We start from the raw sequence: 18,241 nt of genomic DNA, 5'->3' as shown, positions 1-18,241 counted from the left end.
ATGCTACATTTGAAAACCTGTGTACTCTAAGATATCCGCTTTATTGAATAAAGTGATTGTCTTATTGTAGTTTGATTCCACTACTGTTGCTGCGTCCGCAGTGTTTGACACTACTGCCAAACTAGCTGAACATAAACTGATTGCCAATCCTGCAACCATCATACCTTTGAAAAATTTCAAAAAAAATACCTCATCCTTTTTACTGCTATTTTATAAACAGTAGTATACCTATATTATTATCCAAAGAAAATATAAAGTAAATATATATGATAAGTTTATCATAATGTTTAAAATATAATTGTTTTTTATTAGATGTATCTGAATAAGAAAATCAAGTTACTAATTTATTCGATCATTATTTTTGCTATAATATGTAAGGATAAGAACTAAAAATGATGTGTGAAGGGATTTGTAATGATGAAGAAAGCAACAATTACTAAAACAGTTGATTTGTTGGATGGAGGCTGTAATGTTTGTGGCATTATTGAGAATGAAAATTATATTTTGACGATTGATGAGCAGGAAATTCCTTTAGAAGAGCTGACAGTCAACGCATTGATCACAGCGATTGTTTTGAAAAATGGATATAAGCGGAAATATGAGACGGATGTTATTGATGATTATATTTTGTATATAAAAGAAGGACATCAAGTTAGACTTAAGGAAGAGTATAATTTCCTGATTTATTCAAGTGATACAGCAAAAGTAGAAACGCAAGATCAAATAGTGGATGAAAAACAATTAGTTGAAAAAGTGAATGAAATCTTAGAAACGTTATTCAAGCTAGAAGAATTAGAGTTTTGTTTTTAAACTATCAAAAAGGAGTTCTTGCTAATTGCTGTGAGAACTCCTTCTTGGTATTTTTATTTATAAGTATTCTGTTTTTATTAATCTATTTGAAAATAATCAGACATCATCAATTTTTCAAACCGCTCTTGGGATGCAGCAATAGTTTCATCATGATCATAAATCAATAATTTAAAGTCTTCGGTTTTAGGAATATGTCTGAACGTTTCCGATTCTACCAGCAAAATGATTTGTTGACAAAGCCAATCAAGTACAGTTTGGATAGCTTCTTCATCTTCGACCCAATCATCAAATAAATGAAGAGAAGCAAACCGTTGATTTTCATCCCAGTCACCAGTAGTGTATTTCATCGTTTCAAGTTGTTCTCGGTCGTACCCTTTTTCTGTATAGTATTCAGTTGTTTCTTGCCAAAGGTCAACAGTATTGATACAAAGGTTGATTTCCCCTTCTTCATAGATATTACAGTCTAAGGCAAATGCATAAAATGTTTCATCAGAATGATCCAATAAATAATTATCAATACTATCTGTTAAAAAGCTAAAAAAGAATTCTTGTTGTTTCTCTAAAAAGTTTTCCATGGGCTCCTCCAAGCGTTTCGTCTCCTAAACATTGAAACAGATAATAAGAAGAAAGTCTATCTAAAGTTGTTTTTTAAGAAAATATAAAGATTTTCATCGTGTAAAATTTTAGGTAGTTTAAATCATATACATGGTAGCTCTGAGTGTAGAGTAGTTTAAGTCTAATAACACTATCGTGCATAAGGCAATTATATAAAATTTAATTTGACTTTGTGATTCGATACGCTTATAGTTTAAAATGAATTAAATACTTGTTAGGTGAGGCTCCTATATAAACATAGGCTGCTGCTCAGAAATGTCGAAAGACAGGTGCGGGTAGGACAAATTTCGTCGAATTAAGGCGTTTTTCAAAGCAGCTAAAAGCATAGCTTTTTACGTTATATAGTGCTAAAACTCAACGAAGAGAAGATCAAGGTAAGTTGTAAATAAATGGCATAAGTCCATGTGTTTGCCGCTTCTAATCTAATCCCTTCGCTGAGTGTTCTTGGTGAAGGATTTTTCTTTTATCCCAGAATCCATTTAAGCGGCAGAAAGGAATAACTCATGAAAAAATCTGTAAAAATAACGATCATTACCTTACTCTCCATTTTGCTTGTAGTGGTGAGTGCAGGCTGTTATGCAGCTGTATCATTTCAAACAGCGAAAGAAAAAAGTGAAGCAAACGTTTCTAGTAAAAACCAAAATTTTACTGGCGATGAACAAACGCGTGATAAGGAATTGACTGTAATGGTCGTTGGGAATGATTCTAGAGATGACGATGAAGACCAGGGACGTTCAGATACATTGATGGTAGCCCATTATGATGGTAAAACGAAACAACCAAAACTAATCTCGATCATGCGAGACAGCTACGTAACATTTCCTGATGGCGGACAAGATAAAATCAATGCGGCCTATGCATACGGCGGAGCGCAAATGACCAAAGATGTCTTAAAGACAAATTTTGATTTGCCAATCAACTATTATGTAGTGATTGACTTTAAAGAATTCAGTGATATTATTGATGAACTTTATCCAAAAGGCGTTACGATCGATTCTGAAAAAGACATTAATCTCGATGGTGTAGATATCCTTAAAGGAAAACAAACATTGCACGGAAATAGTTTATTACAGTATGCTCGTTTTAGAATGGATGAAGAAGGCGATTTTGGTCGAATCAGACGTCAGCAACAAGTAATGGACGCTTTAGTGGAACAGTCGAAAGATTTGATCCCAATTTGGGAATTACCTCAGGTTGCAGGGAAAATGGTCGGAAAAATCGATACAAATGTGCCGACAAGTTTATTGATCGATTTAGCAAAAGATTTTCTAACTGGCAACGTAAAACCATTAAAGTCATTATCTGTTCCAGTAGAAGGATCATGGAATTTCAATGATTATACAGAATCCGGTAGTGTGATTGAAATCGATGAGCAAAAAAATGCTGAGGCTATCAAGGATTTTATGAAAGATAATTAGAATAGGATTGAGGATGGAACAAAAGTGATGTCGCTTTTGTTCCATCCTTTTTTCGATTAAAGATAAGGCTATTTCTATGCGTTGGCTTCAAGCTTGTGCTATTCTTTAAGAAAACGGTTTATTTACTTAGAAGGAAGGGTTTGCTATGAAAGTTGTGATCATAGGAGCTTCATTTGCTGGAGTCTCTGCGGCTTTAGCTATCAGAAAAAAACATCCAGAGGCTGAAGTTATTTTAATGGATAAGCAGCAAACAATCGGCTATTTACCTGGCGACATCAATCTTTATTTTAATGAGACAATCAATCCAATCGAAACGGCTCAATTTATTTCAGAACAAGAGTTAGTAGATCAGGGACTAACGTTATTGTTAAATGCAGAAGTTGTTAGAATAGACGCAAAGCAACATATTATTAACTATGAAAAAGAAGCACTTGAGTCGTTTATCTCATTTGATAAACTTATTTTAGCAACAGGCTCTAGTCAATGGTCGCAAAATATTCTCGGCAGCGACTCAGATAAAGTATTGAAATATAAATTTTTACCTGGTGTGCTACAAGCAATCGAGCAATTAGAAAATAGCCGCAAAGTAGCGTTGATCGGTGGTGGCCAAATTGGAGCTGAAGCAGCCGATACTTTGTTGAAAAAAAATAAAGAAGTCCATCTCTTTGAACGTATGGATTATTTGCTATTTAAATATTTTGATGAAGAAATGATCCAGCCAGTTCAAGCGGAAATGGTGGCACGCGGAGTTGTCTTTCATTTTGATGAGACCGTAGAAAAAATGACTGACATAGATGAAGGACTTGTGATAGAAACGAAGAAGTCCCAGTTATTATGTGATAGTGCTATTTTTGCGATGAATGTTCGACCCGATTTACGTTATTTAGACGAACAGATTCGGACGCATATAGATGGTACCATTTTTGTGAATGAATATTTGGAAACCTCGCAAGTAGATATTTTTGCTATTGGTGACTGCATTCAAGTGCCTTACAGCTTATCGAATGAATCGTTTTATATTCCCTTAGTAAATAATGCGGTTAGGTCAGGTTTGGTGGTCGCACAAAATTTAGTCGAACCTACAACACCATTTATAGGATCGATTCGCACGATTGGGACTAAGCTTGTTGACCATTATCTAGCAAGTACAGGATTGACTGAAGCGGAAGGGTTATTTTATGAGCAGCCAATTTCAGTTGCTCATGTTCAGCAAAAAAGCTCATTATTTTCCGGTGGTGAAACGATTAGCAGCAAAATTATATTTGAAAAAGATAGCCATAAATTATTAGGAGCACAATTGGTTTCAAAAGCAGATATCTTAGAAAAAATCAACACACTTGCACTTGGTATTCAAGCGGGACAAACGCTCGAAGAGTTTTATCAGAAAGATTTTTTGTATCATCCCTATTATTCCAACGTGATCGATATCACGAACCAGCTAGCATTTGAAGGTTTGTGGAGTGAAGCAGATGAAAATTGAAGCCTTATTAGATAGAAAAGAAGCAAGAGAAGTTGGAATTTTAAAAAAGGTGATTTTGGCTGGTGGCAGGATCGAGGATACTGAACTGTTGGATTATTTAGGTGTGTCCAAAGCTTCTTTTGAAAGTGATTTGAAGGAATTGGGGTATTATCTAAAACCATATGAAAAAGACTGCTCGCTATTTTATGATGGTCAATGGGTTGCCATTCACATGTCAGATGCGTTTTCCATAAGTAAAGTTGTTGATGACTATGTCCGAGCATCTATTAAGTTTCAGCTGATTGACTATTTATTTCATTATCGGGAGTTTACGATCGCTCAGCTGACAACTAAATTTATGATCAGTGAATCGTCTCTATTCCGCAAAATCAAAGAGCTGAATTCGTTATTGAAAGAATTTGATCTTAAAATCCGCAACGGGCAATTAAAAGGAGAAGAGCTACAAATTCGTTATTTTTATTTTCAAGTTTATTGGTTTTTAACACCATATGAAATTCATCAGGAAAAAACATTAACGGTTCAAAATTCGCGAATCATCGAAGCTTTGGAAAAAGCGTTATCTCTGTCCTTTGAGGAACACGGTAAACTAAAAATTAGTTTATGGTTGACGATCAGTAAAAAAAGAATTATTGTTCAGTCGAAACAATTTAAAGAGCTCTACAATAAGAGTCAAGTGTACGAACAAGATCCTTTTTTCAAAACACTACGTTCTTTTGTATTGCGTTTCTTTAGCCGTTATCCTATTGAAATTGACGAAGAAGAAAGTTTGCTCCATTTTATTTTTTTAACTAGTATGTCTGTTTTAGCAGAGGCTGATTTTGCGGAGTATAGTTTGATTCGAGGGCGACGTACACCAACGTCGTTAGCCGATACATTTGTATTAGAGCATGTGATTTTATATTATCGTCCTCAAAAATTTTTCCCAGAGTTGGAGAAAAAAATCTTCTATTACTTCTCTCAGATTCACAGTCGCTTATACTTTTTTAAGGGAGAGCTGGAATTATTTGATCGAGAAAATATTTGGCAAAAAGAACAGAGTCTATCTAGTCATAAGTTGGCTGACTTTTCGCATATTCTTTTAGATCGAAGTTTGGAATGTTTTGGGAAATGTTATGAAAAAGGGAATAGTTTACACGAATGGTCATTGGTCAAATACCTTAGTGTACTAGCGATCATTGATTTTGAAATCGTTGGTGAAATGCTTATCGGTATTGATTTGAAGATGGATCATTTGTATAAAGAAGTTATGACGCAAGTTTTGGTATTGAGTTTAAAAAATTTAAACGGCTTAACGATTGAAACCTATGATGCTAAAAAAAGCTATGACTTGCTGATCACAAATGTCATGAAGCCTAATGTATATCGTTCGGTAAAAGAGGTCTATGTATTGTCAGAATTAGGCTCGACCTATGATATCAATCAAATACGAGTGAAGATTCGTGAACTGCATAATAGAAGATGAGTTAAAAGAACAAGCCCAAAAACAAAAATAGTTGTCTATTTTATTTTCGGGCTTGTTACTGATGAGACAAGGGAATGCGTAAAAACTTTCAATTATTTCTGAAATAAAAAAAAAGATGACGTTTTTAGAATGTCATTTGCGATTATTATGAATACATAAAATATAAAGCGTTTTCAAAAAGGGACTTTGTTACTATGTATTATCTAGCTTTTAGGAAAAAAGATAAATTCTAAATGAGGCAAAAAGCACCTCAGTCATAATTTTCTATTTTTCTGTCAGAGCTAAACGGGCCTGCTACGCTTTTAAAATAAGGAGGAAACAACAATGACAGAACAAAAGTACATCATGGCAATCGACCAAGGGACAACTAGTTCAAGAGCAATTATTTTTGATAAGAAAGGGAATAATATTGGCAGTTCTCAAAAAGAATTTACACAAATTTTTCCTAAAGCAGGTTGGGTAGAGCATAATGCAAATGAAATTTGGAACTCAGTTCAATCTGTCATTGCAGGGGCTTTAATCGAGTCTGGTGTTAAACCTTCTGACATAGCAGGAATTGGGATCACGAATCAACGTGAGACGACAGTTGTATGGGACAAGCAAACAGGATTACCAATCTATAATGCGATTGTGTGGCAGTCACGTCAATCTTCGCTAATTGCTGATCAACTAAAAAAAGAGAGTCATGGGGACATGATTCATCAGAAAACGGGCTTGATCGTAGATGCTTATTTTTCAGCAACAAAGATTCGTTGGATTTTAGATAATGTTGAAGGTGCGCAAGAACGAGCTGAAAAAGGAGAGTTATTATTTGGAACGATCGATTCTTGGTTGGTTTGGAAATTAACAGGTGGAGAAACTCACGTAACAGACTATTCTAATGCAAGCCGTACAATGTTGTTCAATATTCATGATCTAGATTGGGATCAAGATATTTTAGAGATTTTAAACATTCCCCGGATAATGTTACCAAAAGCGACATCAAATTCTGAAGTTTATGGGTTAACAAAAAACTATCACTTCTATGGTAGTGAGATTCCTATCTCCGGAATGGCTGGTGACCAACAAGCTGCCTTGTTTGGACAAATGGCTTTTGAACCTGGAATGGTCAAAAATACGTATGGTACAGGATCGTTTATTGTAATGAATACAGGAGAAAAACCGCAGCTGTCTAACAATAACTTGCTGACTACTGTAGGCTACGGTATTAATGACAAAGTTTACTATGCTCTAGAAGGGAGCATTTTCGTGGCAGGCTCAGCCGTCCAATGGTTACGTGATGGCTTGAAGATGATTCAAACAGCTGCAGAATCAGAAGCAGTAGCTAATGAATCGCATAATAAAAATGAAGTCTATGTGGTGCCCGCTTTTACAGGTTTGGGCGCACCTTATTGGGATTCTGATGCAAGAGGTGCTGTGTTTGGCTTAACAAGAGGAACAACAAGAGAAGATTTCGTAAAAGCAACCTTACAATCAGTCGCTTACCAAGTTCGTGACATCATCGACACAATGCAAAAAGATACTGGAATCGCTATTCCTATTTTGAAAGTTGATGGTGGAGCTGCTAATAATGATTTATTGATGCAATTCCAAGCGGATATTCTAAATACGTCAGTTCAAAAAGCTCAAAATTTAGAAACAACAGCATTAGGTGCAGCCTTTTTAGCTGGGTTAGCGGTTGGTTTTTGGAAAGATTTAGATGAGCTGAAAGAATTTTATGAAGAGGGCCAAATATTTGAATCAAAAATGTCTGATGAAGAGCGTGACGATTTATATGAAGGATGGCAACAAGCAGTCGCTGCAACACAAATGTTCAAACATAAATCAAAATAAGGGAAGAAGTGAGTGGTATGTCATTTTCAAGCAAAACCAGACAAGTATCTATTGAACAGATGAAGTCTGAAGAATTAGATTTATTGATTATTGGCGGTGGTATTACTGGCGCTGGAGTTGCCTTACAAGCAAGTGCTGCTGGCATGAAAACTGGGTTAATCGAAATGCAGGATTTTGCTGAAGGGACTTCTTCACGTTCAACTAAATTAGTTCATGGCGGAATTCGTTATTTGAAAAATTTTGATGTAGAAGTTGTTGCAGACACTGTCCAAGAACGGTCAGTGGTTCAAGCAATTGCACCACATATTCCTAAGCCAGACCCCATGCTTTTACCGATCTACGATGAGCCAAAAGCAACCTTTAATATGTTTTCTGTCAAAGTAGCGATGGACTTGTATGATCGTTTAGCGAATGTGATTGGCACAAAATATGAAAATTACACATTGACGAAAGAAGAAGTGCTGGAAAGAGAGCCACAATTAAAAAGTGAAGGGTTACAGGGCGGTGGTGTGTATCTAGATTTTAGAAATAATGATGCTCGCCTTGTAATTGAAAATATTAAAAGAGCTGCTTCAGATGGTGGTTTGTTAGTCAGCAAGGTGAAAGCTGTTGGTTTTATTCAAAACGATCAAGGGAAAATCATTGGTGTAAAAGCAGAAGATTTATTGACAGGGGAACAATTTGATATCAAGGCTAAAGTTGTTATTAATACCACTGGGCCTTGGTCCGATATGGTTCGTGGTCTGGACATGAAAGAAAAATTAGTACCACAAATGCGGCCTACTAAGGGGGTTCACCTTGTTGTTGATAGTAGTAAGTTACACGTACCACAACCAACGTATTTTGATACAGGAAAACATGATGGCCGGATGGTTTTCGTAGTTCCTAGAGAGAAAAAAACCTATTTTGGTACAACAGATACAGACTATACAGGAGATTATGAACATCCTACGGTTACGCAAGAAGATGTTGATTATTTATTGGAAATTGTCAATAGCCATTATCCTAAGGCACATGTGACGATTGATGATATCGAAGCAAGCTGGGCAGGTCTTAGACCCTTGATTTCCGAAAATGGCGGGTCAGATTATAACGGTGGGAATAATGGTAAGATTTCTGATGAAAGTTTTGATCAAGTCATCGATATCATTGCTAAGTATAAAAATCAACAAGCAAGCCGTTTTGATGTAGAAAATGTTTTGAATCATTTAGAAGATTCACTGGCAGAGAGTAAAGAAAATCCTTCGGCAGTTTCTCGTGGTAGCCTACTGGAACGTTCAGATGATGGTTTGCTGACACTATCAGGTGGGAAAATCACAGATTACCGTAAAATGGCTGAAGGTGCATTAAAAGAAATTCAACGAATTTTGAAAGCAGAATTTAGTAGTGAGTTCCAGCTGATCGATTCTAAAACGTATCCTGTTTCAGGAGGCAATCTTGATGCGGCAAATGTAGAAACAGAACTGATAGCGCTTGCGAAAATTGGGATGGAACAAGGTTTGAGTCAAGAAGAGGCAGAGTATCTTGCTCACCTTTATGGTTCAAATGTTACTGAACTTTTTGAAAAAATTACGACAACTGAACCAGTCACAGGTTTAAGTTTAGCTGAAACACTAGCACTGCATTATGCGTTAGAAAATGAAATGGTTTTAACACCTGCAGACTATCTTGTTCGTAGAACCAATCATTTACTTTTCATGAGAGACACGCTAGATGAAGTCAAACAAGGCGTGATTTCCGAAATGAGTCATTATCATCATTGGTCTGAGGAACAAAAGGAATATTATACGACTGAATTAAATCAATTGATCGCAGAATCTGACTTGAGTACATTGAAAGAAGGGACGAAGTAAAATGGATACTTCAAATATGACACAGATTTTCAGTGAGTTTTTAGGAACAATGATTTTGATTCTTTTAGGAGATGGTGTGTGTGCGGCAGTCAATCTAAAGAAAAGTAAGGCTGAAGCATCTGGTTGGATCGTGATTGCTTTTGGTTGGGCAATGGCAGTTACTATCGCGGTTTATGTCGCGGGATACATGGGACCAGCGCACTTGAATCCAGCAGTTACGATCGCAATGGCGATGACTGGTAGTTTTGAATGGAGTCTAGTTGTACCGTTTATTGTAGCGCAAGTACTTGGGGCGGTCGTGGGTGCAGTCTTGGTTTGGTTGGCTTACTTACCACATTGGCAAGTAACGGAAGATCAAGGAGCCGTTTTAGGAACCTTTGCCACCGGTCCAGCAATTCGCAATTATCCAGCAAATATGGTGACCGAAGTGATTGGAACATTTGTTTTAGTTTTAGGCTTACTTTCATTTTCACAACATAACTTTACAGATGGTTTAAATCCATTAGTTGTTGGAGCGTTGATTTTATCAATTGGTTTATCTCTAGGTGGACCGACAGGATATGCGATTAATCCAGCACGTGATTTTGGTCCACGTTTAGCACATCAATTATTACCGATTCCAACTAAAGGAAATTCTGATTGGGCTTATTCATGGGTTCCAATCGTTGGTCCAGTAATTGGTGCCGCCGTAGCTGCGGGTGTTTATATGATGATGGTTTGAGTTTTTTATTCAGAGTTGAGAAACGTACGTTTCTCAACTCTTTTTATGTCTATTATGAAAATATTGTGTTAAACAGAATTAAGTTTATGATGAAAAAAACAATAATTTATTTACAATATGGTTGTTTTTTTTTGTACTCTTAAAAAGGAGTTTATTATTTAAATAGTTAGTTTAGTGGGTCGGTATCTCGGAAAAAAGATAAAACATGACTGTGACAAAGAGCGTCACAGTCATGTTTTCCTATTTTTCAGTCGGAGCTTAACGAGCCCGCTACGTTTTTAAATCTATCTAGCTTCATGAGCTAGCCTTTCGGGAAAAAGATAAAAATGGATTGTGCAAAAAGCGCCACATTCTATTTTTCCTATTTTCCTGTCAAGGCTGGCCGAGCTCATTCAGCTTTTAAATAAAGGAGGAACAGGTGTGTCCTATCAAGAAATTTGTTTCCTTTTCTCGGAGGATTAGGGATTTTTCTATTTGGTATGAAGTATATGGGGGATGGTCTGCAAAAGTCTGCGGGGGATTCGTTACGGGAGATTTTGAATACCTTTACATCCACCCCTGTAAGATCGGTATCAGCAGGTTTGATTTTGACGGCGATTTTCCAAATTAGTTCTGGTACGACGGTCTTGACTGTAGGCTTGCTGAGTGTTGGTTTTATGTCATTACGTCAGGCAATCGGTGTGATTATGGGTGCTAATGTTGGAACAACGGTGACAGTTTTTATCATTGGCTTCAATCTAAGTTCTTATTCCTTACCAATCATTGGTGTAGGATCGATTCTGCTTTTCCTTTCCAAAAGAGAGCGGGTCAATAATATGGTCAAATCGTTTTTGGTTTTGGTTGTTTATTTTATGGACTGAAATTAATGGGGGAAGGCATGGCGCCGTTAAGTACTTTGCCTCAGTTTGCTGATTTAATGGTTAATGTATCTCACCGCCCTATTTTAAGTGTGGGTATTGGGACGTTGCTGACGATGGTTTTACAAAGTTCTAGCGCTACGATCGGAATTTTATAGCAGTTATATAGTTAAGGTACTTTTTCCTGTCCCAGATGCTCCAATCAGTTGAATTTTCATTTTTTCTCCTTCTAAATAATCATAAAAGAAAATGCACATTTGACTATTTCATTTGCTAAGAATACTTTATAATAAAATGTATCAATTGAGAAGAGGGAAAAATATGAAACACAATACTTTTTTGTCATCAGATCACAAAACAACAAGCCATTTTATCTGCTGGGAGCCTCAAGGTGAGAGAGTTGGAACTGTCCAAATCATTCATGGCATGGCAGAATATATTGAACGCTATCATGAATTTGCTAAGTATCTGAATGAATTAGGCTTTGTAGTGGTGGGACATGATCATCTAGGTCATGGTCAATCTGTACTAGAGGCTGAATCAAAGCATGGATATTTTGGCGAAACTGAACCTATAACCTTTGTATTGGAAGATATTGATCAAATCAAAGAATGGATCGAGAATAATTATCCGGATTTGCCGCATTTTATGTTAGGCCATAGCATGGGTTCTTTTGCTTTACGGAATTATTTACAATTATATAAGGCTGATATCAGTGGAGCGATTTTTATGGGAACTGGTAAAAAAGCTTCTATGTTACCGCTTGCTCTTTCGCTAACGAAAGGATTGAATGTTACCGCACCGAAAAAAACAAATAAATGGTTGGATTATCTGGCCTTTGGAAGTTTTAGCAAACAGTTTCCAGAAAATGGTCGTTTTAATTGGTTAAGTAAAAATCAAGAAAACGTCAAAAATTATGAAACTGATTCGTTAACGGGTTTTACATTTACAAATAATGGGTTTTATACGTTATTTCGTTTAGTTGATGGTGCAAATCAAAATGGTTGGGCCCAAAACATTGATCAGGATTTACCGGTTTTGGTGATTAGTGGTGAACAAGATCCAGTAGGCGATTTTGGTATAGGACCACGGAAAGTTGCAAAAGAATTAGATGAAGCTGGAATCAAGGATGTATCACTCGTTTTATTTGCTGACTTGCGCCATGAAATTTTATTTGAGAATGAAAAAATCGAGGTCTATAAAGCAATCAGCAATTGGTTGCAAAAAAGACTAAATCCTGGGATGAAAAACTAGAAGTCTGTTTGCTATTTGGTCTGTTTTTCTATAAACTACAAAGTAAGGTTAAAAAGCGATCAGATGTTAAGAAATAGTAGCATTTTTTTCTGATTAAGGAGGCGTGAATGTGGAAAAAGCACGGTTAAGAAAATTAGGTTTAGCAAACTTGAAATGGCTTCATGATCATCCTGTGCTGAAAGAGCAAAAAGAGGCAGAAATTAGTCAAGCATTATTCAACGATCCAGCTTGGCAAAAAGCCCAGACGATTGCTCTTACGAAACCACTTGATTTTGAATTTGATACCCATATTCTGCTCAATAGAGGTTGGCAGGAAGGGAAAAAAATCCTAATGCCAATTGCAGGAAAGGCACGACAGTTGACATTTCATTCCGTAAACCCTAAAACACGTTTTGAAAAATCCGCATTTGGTGTAGATGAGCCGATAGCTGCACCAGAGGTACCGGCTGAAATAATCGATTTAGTGGTTGTACCAGGGATCGTGTTTACCCATGAAGGCTTTCGGATTGGTTTTGGCGGGGGATTTTATGATCGCTTCCTGCAACATTACCAAGGGGAAACGTGCAGTTTGGTATTCAGTGAACAGATTCAGGAAAATTGGCAGGTGGAATCCTTTGATTTACCTGTAAAACGATTATTTATCAGCTAGGAGGAACATATGAATTATCAAACTCAAATGAAAATCAAGAGATTATTAAAACAACCGTTGGTGACATACCTTTTACTTGGAATCACCACGACTGTCTTTCTAGGCATGGAATTAACAGGTGGCTCAGAAAATAGTTTAGTTTTGATTCGCTGGGGTGCGATGTCTCGAGAAGAGATTCTGTATTTACATGAATATTGGCGTTTCTTTACACCGATGTTTTTACATATCGGTTGGCTACACTTTGCAGTAAATATGGTGACGCTTTATTATGTAGGTTCACAAGTGGAAAATATTTATGGTCACTGGCGTTACTTGTTGATTTATTTATTAAGTGGTATTGCTGGAAATGTCGTTAGTTTTACTTTTGGATCACCAAACAGTATTTCTGCTGGAGCAAGCACCGCATTATTTGGATTATTTGGCGCTTTTGTTATTTTAGGTCGCCATTTTAGGAACAACCCTGCAATTTCATTTATGGTGCAACGGTATGCGACGTTTATCGGGATCAATTTAATTTTTAACTTATTTAGTAGCTCAGTGGATATTATGGGACATATTGGCGGATTGCTTGGCGGACTGCTAGTTGCCTCAGCTTTAGCTGTTCCAGATCGCTCAGAAGAGTTTAATATCCATGAACGGATCATTGCCGGAATTATTTTCGTATTTTTATTAGGCGTTTGTTTAGTCTTGGGTTTGAAAAAATTCGGTTTACTTGTATAATAAGGAAGTGCTTAAATGGAAACGTTATACGATGTCCAGCAGTTATTCAAACAATTCGGGATCTATATTTACGTAGGTGCCAGAATTTATGATATTGAGTTGATGATGATTGAATTGAAAAATATTTATGAAGGTCACTTGATTGATCGAGACACGTATCTTCATGCGAGAAGTGTCTTGCAAAGAGAACATCGAATTGAAGAAAGCAGAGCGACTGAGAAAGGAACCGAGTAAATGGACAAGAAATTGATTGGGATTGATTTAGGCGGTACAACGATTAAGTTTGCGATTTTAACAACTAATGGAGATGTTCAGCAAAAGTGGAGTATTGAAACAAATATTCTGGATGAAGGCAGTCATATTGTGCCGGATATCATTGAGTCGATCAACCACCGAATCGCTCTTTATGACATGAAACATGAGGATTTTATTGGGATTGGTATGGGGACTCCAGGTAGTGTTGATATCAAAAATGGTACAGTGATTGGTGCCTATAACCTAAACTGGACAAAAAAACAAAGTGTAAAAACGCAAATTGAAACAGCGACCGGAATCCCTTTTGTATTAGACAATGATGCCAATGTAGCCGCTTTAGGTGAACGTTGGAAAGGTGCTGGAGAAAACAATCCAGATGTTGTTTTCATTACACTCGGTACAGGTGTTGGCGGCGGTATTATTGCAGAAGGCAACTTGTTGCATGGCGTTAACGGTTGTGCAGGGGAAATCGGGCACGTAACTGTGGATCCTGGCGGTTTTGAATGTACTTGTGGTAAACGTGGTTGTCTAGAAACTGTTTCAAGTGCAACGGGTGTCGTTCGAGTTGCTCGTCATATGTCTGAAGAATATGCAGGCGATTCTGAGTTGAAACAAGCAATCGATGACGGTCAAGATGTTTCAAGTAAAGATGTCTTTGATTATGCTCAAGCAGATGATCCATTTGCTTTAATGGTGGTTGATAAAGTGTGTTATTTCTTAGGTCTTGCAATCGGTAATGTGGGAAATACACTAAATCCATCAAGTGTGGTTATTGGCGGCGGTGTTTCTGCGGCTGGTGAATTTTTACGCAGCCGTGTTCAAACCTATTTTGAAGAATTTACTTTCCCAGAAGTTCGTAACAGTACGCAAGTCAAATTAGCACAGCTTGGTAATGAAGCAGGTGTGATTGGCGCTGCGTCACTTGCCTTACAATTTACGGAGAAAGAGTAAGAAAGGGATTTTAGAATGAATGTTTTATGGATTATCAACGGAGTTTTATTAGCAATTTTATTAGCAATGGGAATCAATGAGTTATATCTTCGAATCATGGCAAAACGTTCTGCCAAAACGATTACAGAAGAAGAGTTTAGAGAAGGTATGAGAAAAGCACAAATCATTGACGTTCGTGAAAAAGACTCATTTGATGCCGGCCATATTCTTGGCGCACGCAGTATGCCTTATACAACGATCAAAACAACGTTGAACTCCATTCGTAAAGATCAACCTGTCTATATTTATGATCAAAAAAAATCATTGAGTATTCGTACAGCGAATCAATTACGTAAAAATGGCTATAAAGATCTTTATATTTTAAAAGGCGGCTATGAAGGCTGGACTGGCAAAACGAAAAAGAAAAATACCTGATTCATTAAACACAGAGAGAAACGAGGGTTCGAATGTTGAACAACGTTTACTTCTCTGTGTTTTTATTTCCAAATCAAAATCGTAAGTCGTTTCTTTTTTGTGTGATTACGTTAAAATAAAGACGAGGTGACAATGATGATTCAGTTAAAAAGAGCCTATGAACAAGTCAGTCCCACGGATGGTTACCGAATATTGGTCGATCGTTTGTGGCCAAGAGGAATGTCGAAAGAGAAAGAAGCGTTAGATTTGTGGCTAAAAGAAATCGCGCCTAGCACCGAACTTAGAAAATGGTTTGATCATGATCCAGTTAAATTTCCTGAATTTAAAACAAAGTATTTGCTTGAGTTACAGTCTGGCAAGGCGCAAGCGGCTTTTCAAGAGCTAGTACAACTTACTAAAGAACAACCTATCATCACATTGATTTATAGTGCTAAAGATGAAGAAAATAACAATGCTGTTATTTTAAAAGAAGCAATAGAAAAGACTGCTTGATCTATTAGACAAATCAAAAAGGTCTGAAAGGAGTAAACAGATGAAGATTGCGATTGTTGGTGGTGGACCTCGAGGACTTTCAATTTTAGAACGAATCGTTGAATGGTCAAGAGAAGAGCAAGTCATTCAAATTACGATGTTTGATCCCTGTGGTCCTGGAGGTAAAGTTTGGCGAACAGATCAGCCAATGTCTTTGTTGATGAATTCAGTGGCAGCACATGTCACTTTATTTACAGATGAGACGCTAAGCACAAACGGACCAGTCGCGAAAGGGCCAAATTTGTATGAATGGGCACAAGGCGAAGCGGTGGAGTTTATAAAAAGACAACAGCTTGAAAATAGAATGATACTACTAGAAGAATGCGAAAAACTAGGACCAAATGATCATTGTTCACGCGTTTTTTATGGGTTATATCAAAAATGGTTTTATGAATATATTCAAACACGAATGACGGATCAGACCTCTGTTAAACTTTTTAAAGATACGGTGCGAGCTGTGAAAAAGCAAGACGAGAAGTTTCTCGTCTATACGAAAGCAGTAGAAATAACAGTTGATACAGTTATTTTAGCATTAGGTCATCAAGAGAATCAGTTGATAGGTCATGAACAAGCCTTGGCCGCATATGCTAGTGAGCATCGCTTGTTTTATTGCCCACCTAAAAATGCGGCAGATGCCTATCTTGAAGCAATTACCGAGGATACACCAGTTTTGATCAGAGGATTAGGGTTAGTTTTTTATGATTATTTAACCTTACTGATGAGTGATCGAGGTGGAACTTTTAAAGAGGAAAATGGTGAATTAGTTTATTTACCTTCGGGGAAAGAACCTAAAATCATTGCAGGATCTGGTCGTGGAATTCCTTATCACGCCAGAGGCGCCAATCAAAAAGGCTACGGAATAGAGTATCAGCCACGTTTTCTCAAAGAAAAGAGTTTAAATAAGTTTAAAAGAAAAGGCCGATTTTCTGCTGAGCAATTTTTTGAGCTTTTAAAAAAAGAAATGGAATTTGCATATTATTCAGCACTGCTTAAAGCTAACTATCCTCATGTGAATCAAACTCGTTTTAGTGAGGAGTTTATTCGAACTAGAGGGACTGTAGCGACTTTAAAAAAATATGGTATCGCTCAAAAGGATTTTTGGGATTGGTCAGTAATTCAACATCCAGACCAAACAACGAACGAGCCAGAGTCTTTTCAAGCATTTATTATTGATTATTTGACTTGGGACTTTGAGCAAGCAAAGAAAGGGACAATAGCAGGACCTTTTGCGGCAGCTTTGGACAGTTTAAAGGATTTACGAGATGAAGTTCGTTTTATGTTAGATCAGGAGCTTTTTTCAAATGATGAGACTAAGAGATGGTTATGGGATTGGTTTGCTCCTCTGAATGCTTTTTTATCAATCGGGCCGTCTTTAGAGCAAACAGCCGAACTTAAGGCTTTGATCAAAGCAGGAATCGTGACACTGGTCGGGCCAAAATTGGAAATTATGACGGATGCAGGAAGATTTATTGGATTTTCAAAGAGTAATCCGACAGAAAAATATAAAACTCATTTCCTAATTGAAGCCAGATTACCGAGAACTGCTAATCAATTCAGTTTAAATCCATTAATCCAACAACTTTTAAATGACGGCATAGCGAGTTTACATGAGTTAACTTTAACGACAGGAGAAGTTTATAAAACGGGTGCGCTATTAGTAAAGCGGACAACGAATCAACTACAGTCAAAAGAAGGAGAACCAATCCCTGGACTTTTTTGTTATGGTATTCCAACGGAGGGAATTCATTGGTTGACAGCGGCAACATCCAGACCGGGAACAGATCCGTGGAATTTAAGAGAAGCTGATGTGATTGCCAGTACAATTTTTACAGCTTTTTTGACTAAAAAAATATGAAAAAAGAAAAAACTGTTTGTGATAAAAACAGTTTTTTTCTTTTTCCCTAAGATTAATCGCTTTGTTTCACTTTTCTTATGATCCAGCTACACACGTTAGATTCCTCGGCGATAACGAGAATTAATTCACAGGGAAAAGCACCCTGCTAAAATTAGTTCTCTTATATCGCTCAGAATCTGAACAAACGTGTTCCGCTTTTCTTTGATCTAGCTACATAAAGCAGCCTTTGAGGAAAATAGATAATCTGTACATAGAACAAGAAGCGTTCTATGTACAGATTCCTAATTTTCTCTAAAGCTAAACGCTTTATTTCGCTTTTCTTATTATCTAGAGATGCGTTTGCGCATTGCTTTTTTACGGTTTTCCTCGATCATGTCTTCTTTTTCTTCGATTGGATCAAGAACTGTTTTCTTGATTGTGGCAGCAAAGCCAACAACAGCAGCACATGTTACAGCTGTTCCTACTAGCATACCTGAAATAAATTTTTTCATATACATTCTCCTCTCACTTAGTTAGACAATTTTATTATGAACTAAAATAAGAAAAAAATCCAATAGATAGAA

The 18,241-nt window shown here is 36.9% G+C and carries 18 protein-coding genes, 1 pseudogene and 1 riboswitch; of the genes and pseudogenes, 16 read left to right on the top strand and 3 right to left on the bottom strand.

The features are described 5' to 3' along the window. Nucleotides 1–3: 3 nt before the first annotated feature. Nucleotides 4–180 carry a hypothetical protein gene (locus A5866_RS07000; RefSeq protein WP_176271405.1) on the bottom strand — a complete coding sequence of 59 codons (177 nt, stop codon included), beginning with the start codon at nucleotides 178–180 and terminating at the stop codon, nucleotides 4–6. A 234-nt stretch (nucleotides 181–414) separates the two neighbouring features. Between A5866_RS07000 and A5866_RS06995 the strand changes: the two genes are divergently transcribed. Beyond that, nucleotides 415–810 carry a DUF4809 family protein gene (locus tag A5866_RS06995; RefSeq protein WP_086278700.1) on the top strand — a complete coding sequence of 132 codons (396 nt, stop codon included), beginning with the start codon at nucleotides 415–417 and terminating at the stop codon, nucleotides 808–810. A gap of 77 nt (nucleotides 811–887) precedes the next feature. On the opposite strand, the gene A5866_RS06990 is transcribed toward A5866_RS06995, so the two are convergent. Continuing rightward, a complete protein-coding gene (locus tag A5866_RS06990; protein WP_086443973.1) occupies nucleotides 888–1,385 on the bottom strand; it encodes a hypothetical protein in 498 nt (165 codons plus the stop codon). Between the two features lie 243 nt (nucleotides 1,386–1,628). After that, a riboswitch (M-box (ykoK) riboswitch) is annotated at nucleotides 1,629–1,797 on the top strand. A gap of 131 nt (nucleotides 1,798–1,928) precedes the next feature. On the opposite strand from A5866_RS06990, the gene A5866_RS06985 reads away from it, so the two are divergent. The 15 genes and pseudogenes from A5866_RS06985 to A5866_RS06915 all read left to right on the top strand — a co-directional run bounded on the left by A5866_RS06985 (nucleotide 1,929) and on the right by A5866_RS06915 (nucleotide 17,678). Next, entirely contained in the window at nucleotides 1,929–2,843 is a 915-nt protein-coding gene (locus A5866_RS06985; RefSeq protein ID WP_086443974.1) for an LCP family protein, read from the top strand. A 145-nt stretch (nucleotides 2,844–2,988) separates the two neighbouring features. Further along, nucleotides 2,989–4,323 (top strand): FAD-dependent oxidoreductase, encoded by a 1,335-nt coding sequence (locus A5866_RS06980; protein WP_086443975.1) that lies wholly within the window; start codon nucleotides 2,989–2,991, stop codon nucleotides 4,321–4,323. Further along, nucleotides 4,313–5,785 carry a helix-turn-helix domain-containing protein gene (locus tag A5866_RS06975; RefSeq protein WP_086443976.1) on the top strand — a complete coding sequence of 491 codons (1,473 nt, stop codon included), beginning with the start codon at nucleotides 4,313–4,315 and terminating at the stop codon, nucleotides 5,783–5,785. The genes A5866_RS06980 and A5866_RS06975 overlap by 11 nt, the downstream gene beginning before the upstream one ends. A 324-nt stretch (nucleotides 5,786–6,109) precedes the next feature. Further along, a complete protein-coding gene (gene glpK, locus A5866_RS06970; protein WP_086443977.1) occupies nucleotides 6,110–7,618 on the top strand; it encodes a glycerol kinase GlpK in 1,509 nt (502 codons plus the stop codon). Between the two features lie 17 nt (nucleotides 7,619–7,635). Beyond that, nucleotides 7,636–9,471 carry a type 1 glycerol-3-phosphate oxidase gene (glpO, locus tag A5866_RS06965; RefSeq protein WP_086443978.1) on the top strand — a complete coding sequence of 612 codons (1,836 nt, stop codon included), beginning with the start codon at nucleotides 7,636–7,638 and terminating at the stop codon, nucleotides 9,469–9,471. A gap of 1 nt (nucleotide 9,472) precedes the next feature. After that, nucleotides 9,473–10,192, top strand: a complete 720-nt coding sequence (locus A5866_RS06960) for an MIP/aquaporin family protein (RefSeq protein WP_086443979.1) — start codon at nucleotides 9,473–9,475, stop codon at nucleotides 10,190–10,192. A gap of 420 nt (nucleotides 10,193–10,612) precedes the next feature. Then, a pseudogene (locus tag A5866_RS06955) lies at nucleotides 10,613–11,204 on the top strand (Na/Pi cotransporter family protein); the annotation flags it as partial. A gap of 166 nt (nucleotides 11,205–11,370) precedes the next feature. After that, on the top strand, nucleotides 11,371–12,303 hold the full coding sequence (locus tag A5866_RS06950) for an alpha/beta fold hydrolase (RefSeq protein ID WP_086443980.1): 933 nt from the start codon (nucleotides 11,371–11,373) through the stop codon (nucleotides 12,301–12,303). Nucleotides 12,304–12,412: 109 nt separating this feature from the next. Then, complete coding sequence (locus A5866_RS06945) at nucleotides 12,413–12,952, top strand: 5-formyltetrahydrofolate cyclo-ligase (RefSeq protein ID WP_086443981.1); 540 nt, start codon at nucleotides 12,413–12,415, stop codon at nucleotides 12,950–12,952. 9 nt (nucleotides 12,953–12,961) lie between these two features. Further along, a complete protein-coding gene (locus tag A5866_RS06940; RefSeq protein ID WP_086443982.1) occupies nucleotides 12,962–13,672 on the top strand; it encodes a rhomboid family intramembrane serine protease in 711 nt (236 codons plus the stop codon). A 15-nt stretch (nucleotides 13,673–13,687) separates the two neighbouring features. Then, the gene (locus A5866_RS06935; protein ID WP_010760500.1) at nucleotides 13,688–13,906 is read left to right on the top strand and encodes a YqgQ family protein; all 219 of its coding nucleotides are present in this window, start codon (nucleotides 13,688–13,690) and stop codon (nucleotides 13,904–13,906) included. Next, on the top strand, nucleotides 13,907–14,878 hold the full coding sequence (locus A5866_RS06930; RefSeq protein ID WP_086443983.1) for an ROK family glucokinase: 972 nt from the start codon (nucleotides 13,907–13,909) through the stop codon (nucleotides 14,876–14,878). Between the two features lie 15 nt (nucleotides 14,879–14,893). Next, nucleotides 14,894–15,292, top strand: a complete 399-nt coding sequence (locus A5866_RS06925; protein WP_086443984.1) for a rhodanese-like domain-containing protein — start codon at nucleotides 14,894–14,896, stop codon at nucleotides 15,290–15,292. 135 nt (nucleotides 15,293–15,427) lie between these two features. Further along, a complete protein-coding gene (locus tag A5866_RS06920; RefSeq protein ID WP_086443985.1) occupies nucleotides 15,428–15,784 on the top strand; it encodes a DUF488 domain-containing protein in 357 nt (118 codons plus the stop codon). Between the two features lie 40 nt (nucleotides 15,785–15,824). Continuing rightward, on the top strand, nucleotides 15,825–17,678 hold the full coding sequence (locus A5866_RS06915) for an FAD/NAD(P)-binding protein (RefSeq protein ID WP_086443986.1): 1,854 nt from the start codon (nucleotides 15,825–15,827) through the stop codon (nucleotides 17,676–17,678). 323 nt (nucleotides 17,679–18,001) lie between these two features. Here A5866_RS06915 and A5866_RS06910 read toward each other — a convergent pair whose 3' ends face one another. Further along, nucleotides 18,002–18,169, bottom strand: a complete 168-nt coding sequence (locus A5866_RS06910) for a DUF3042 family protein (protein WP_010760505.1) — start codon at nucleotides 18,167–18,169, stop codon at nucleotides 18,002–18,004. Nucleotides 18,170–18,241 lie beyond the last annotated feature (72 nt).

Source organism: Enterococcus sp. 12C11_DIV0727 (assembly GCF_002148425.2).
GTDB classification, from domain to species: Bacteria; Bacillota; Bacilli; order Lactobacillales; family Enterococcaceae; genus Enterococcus_L; species Enterococcus_L lemimoniae.
Note: the sequence above shows the minus strand (reverse complement) of the source record. Positions and strands in the feature narration are given on the sequence as shown.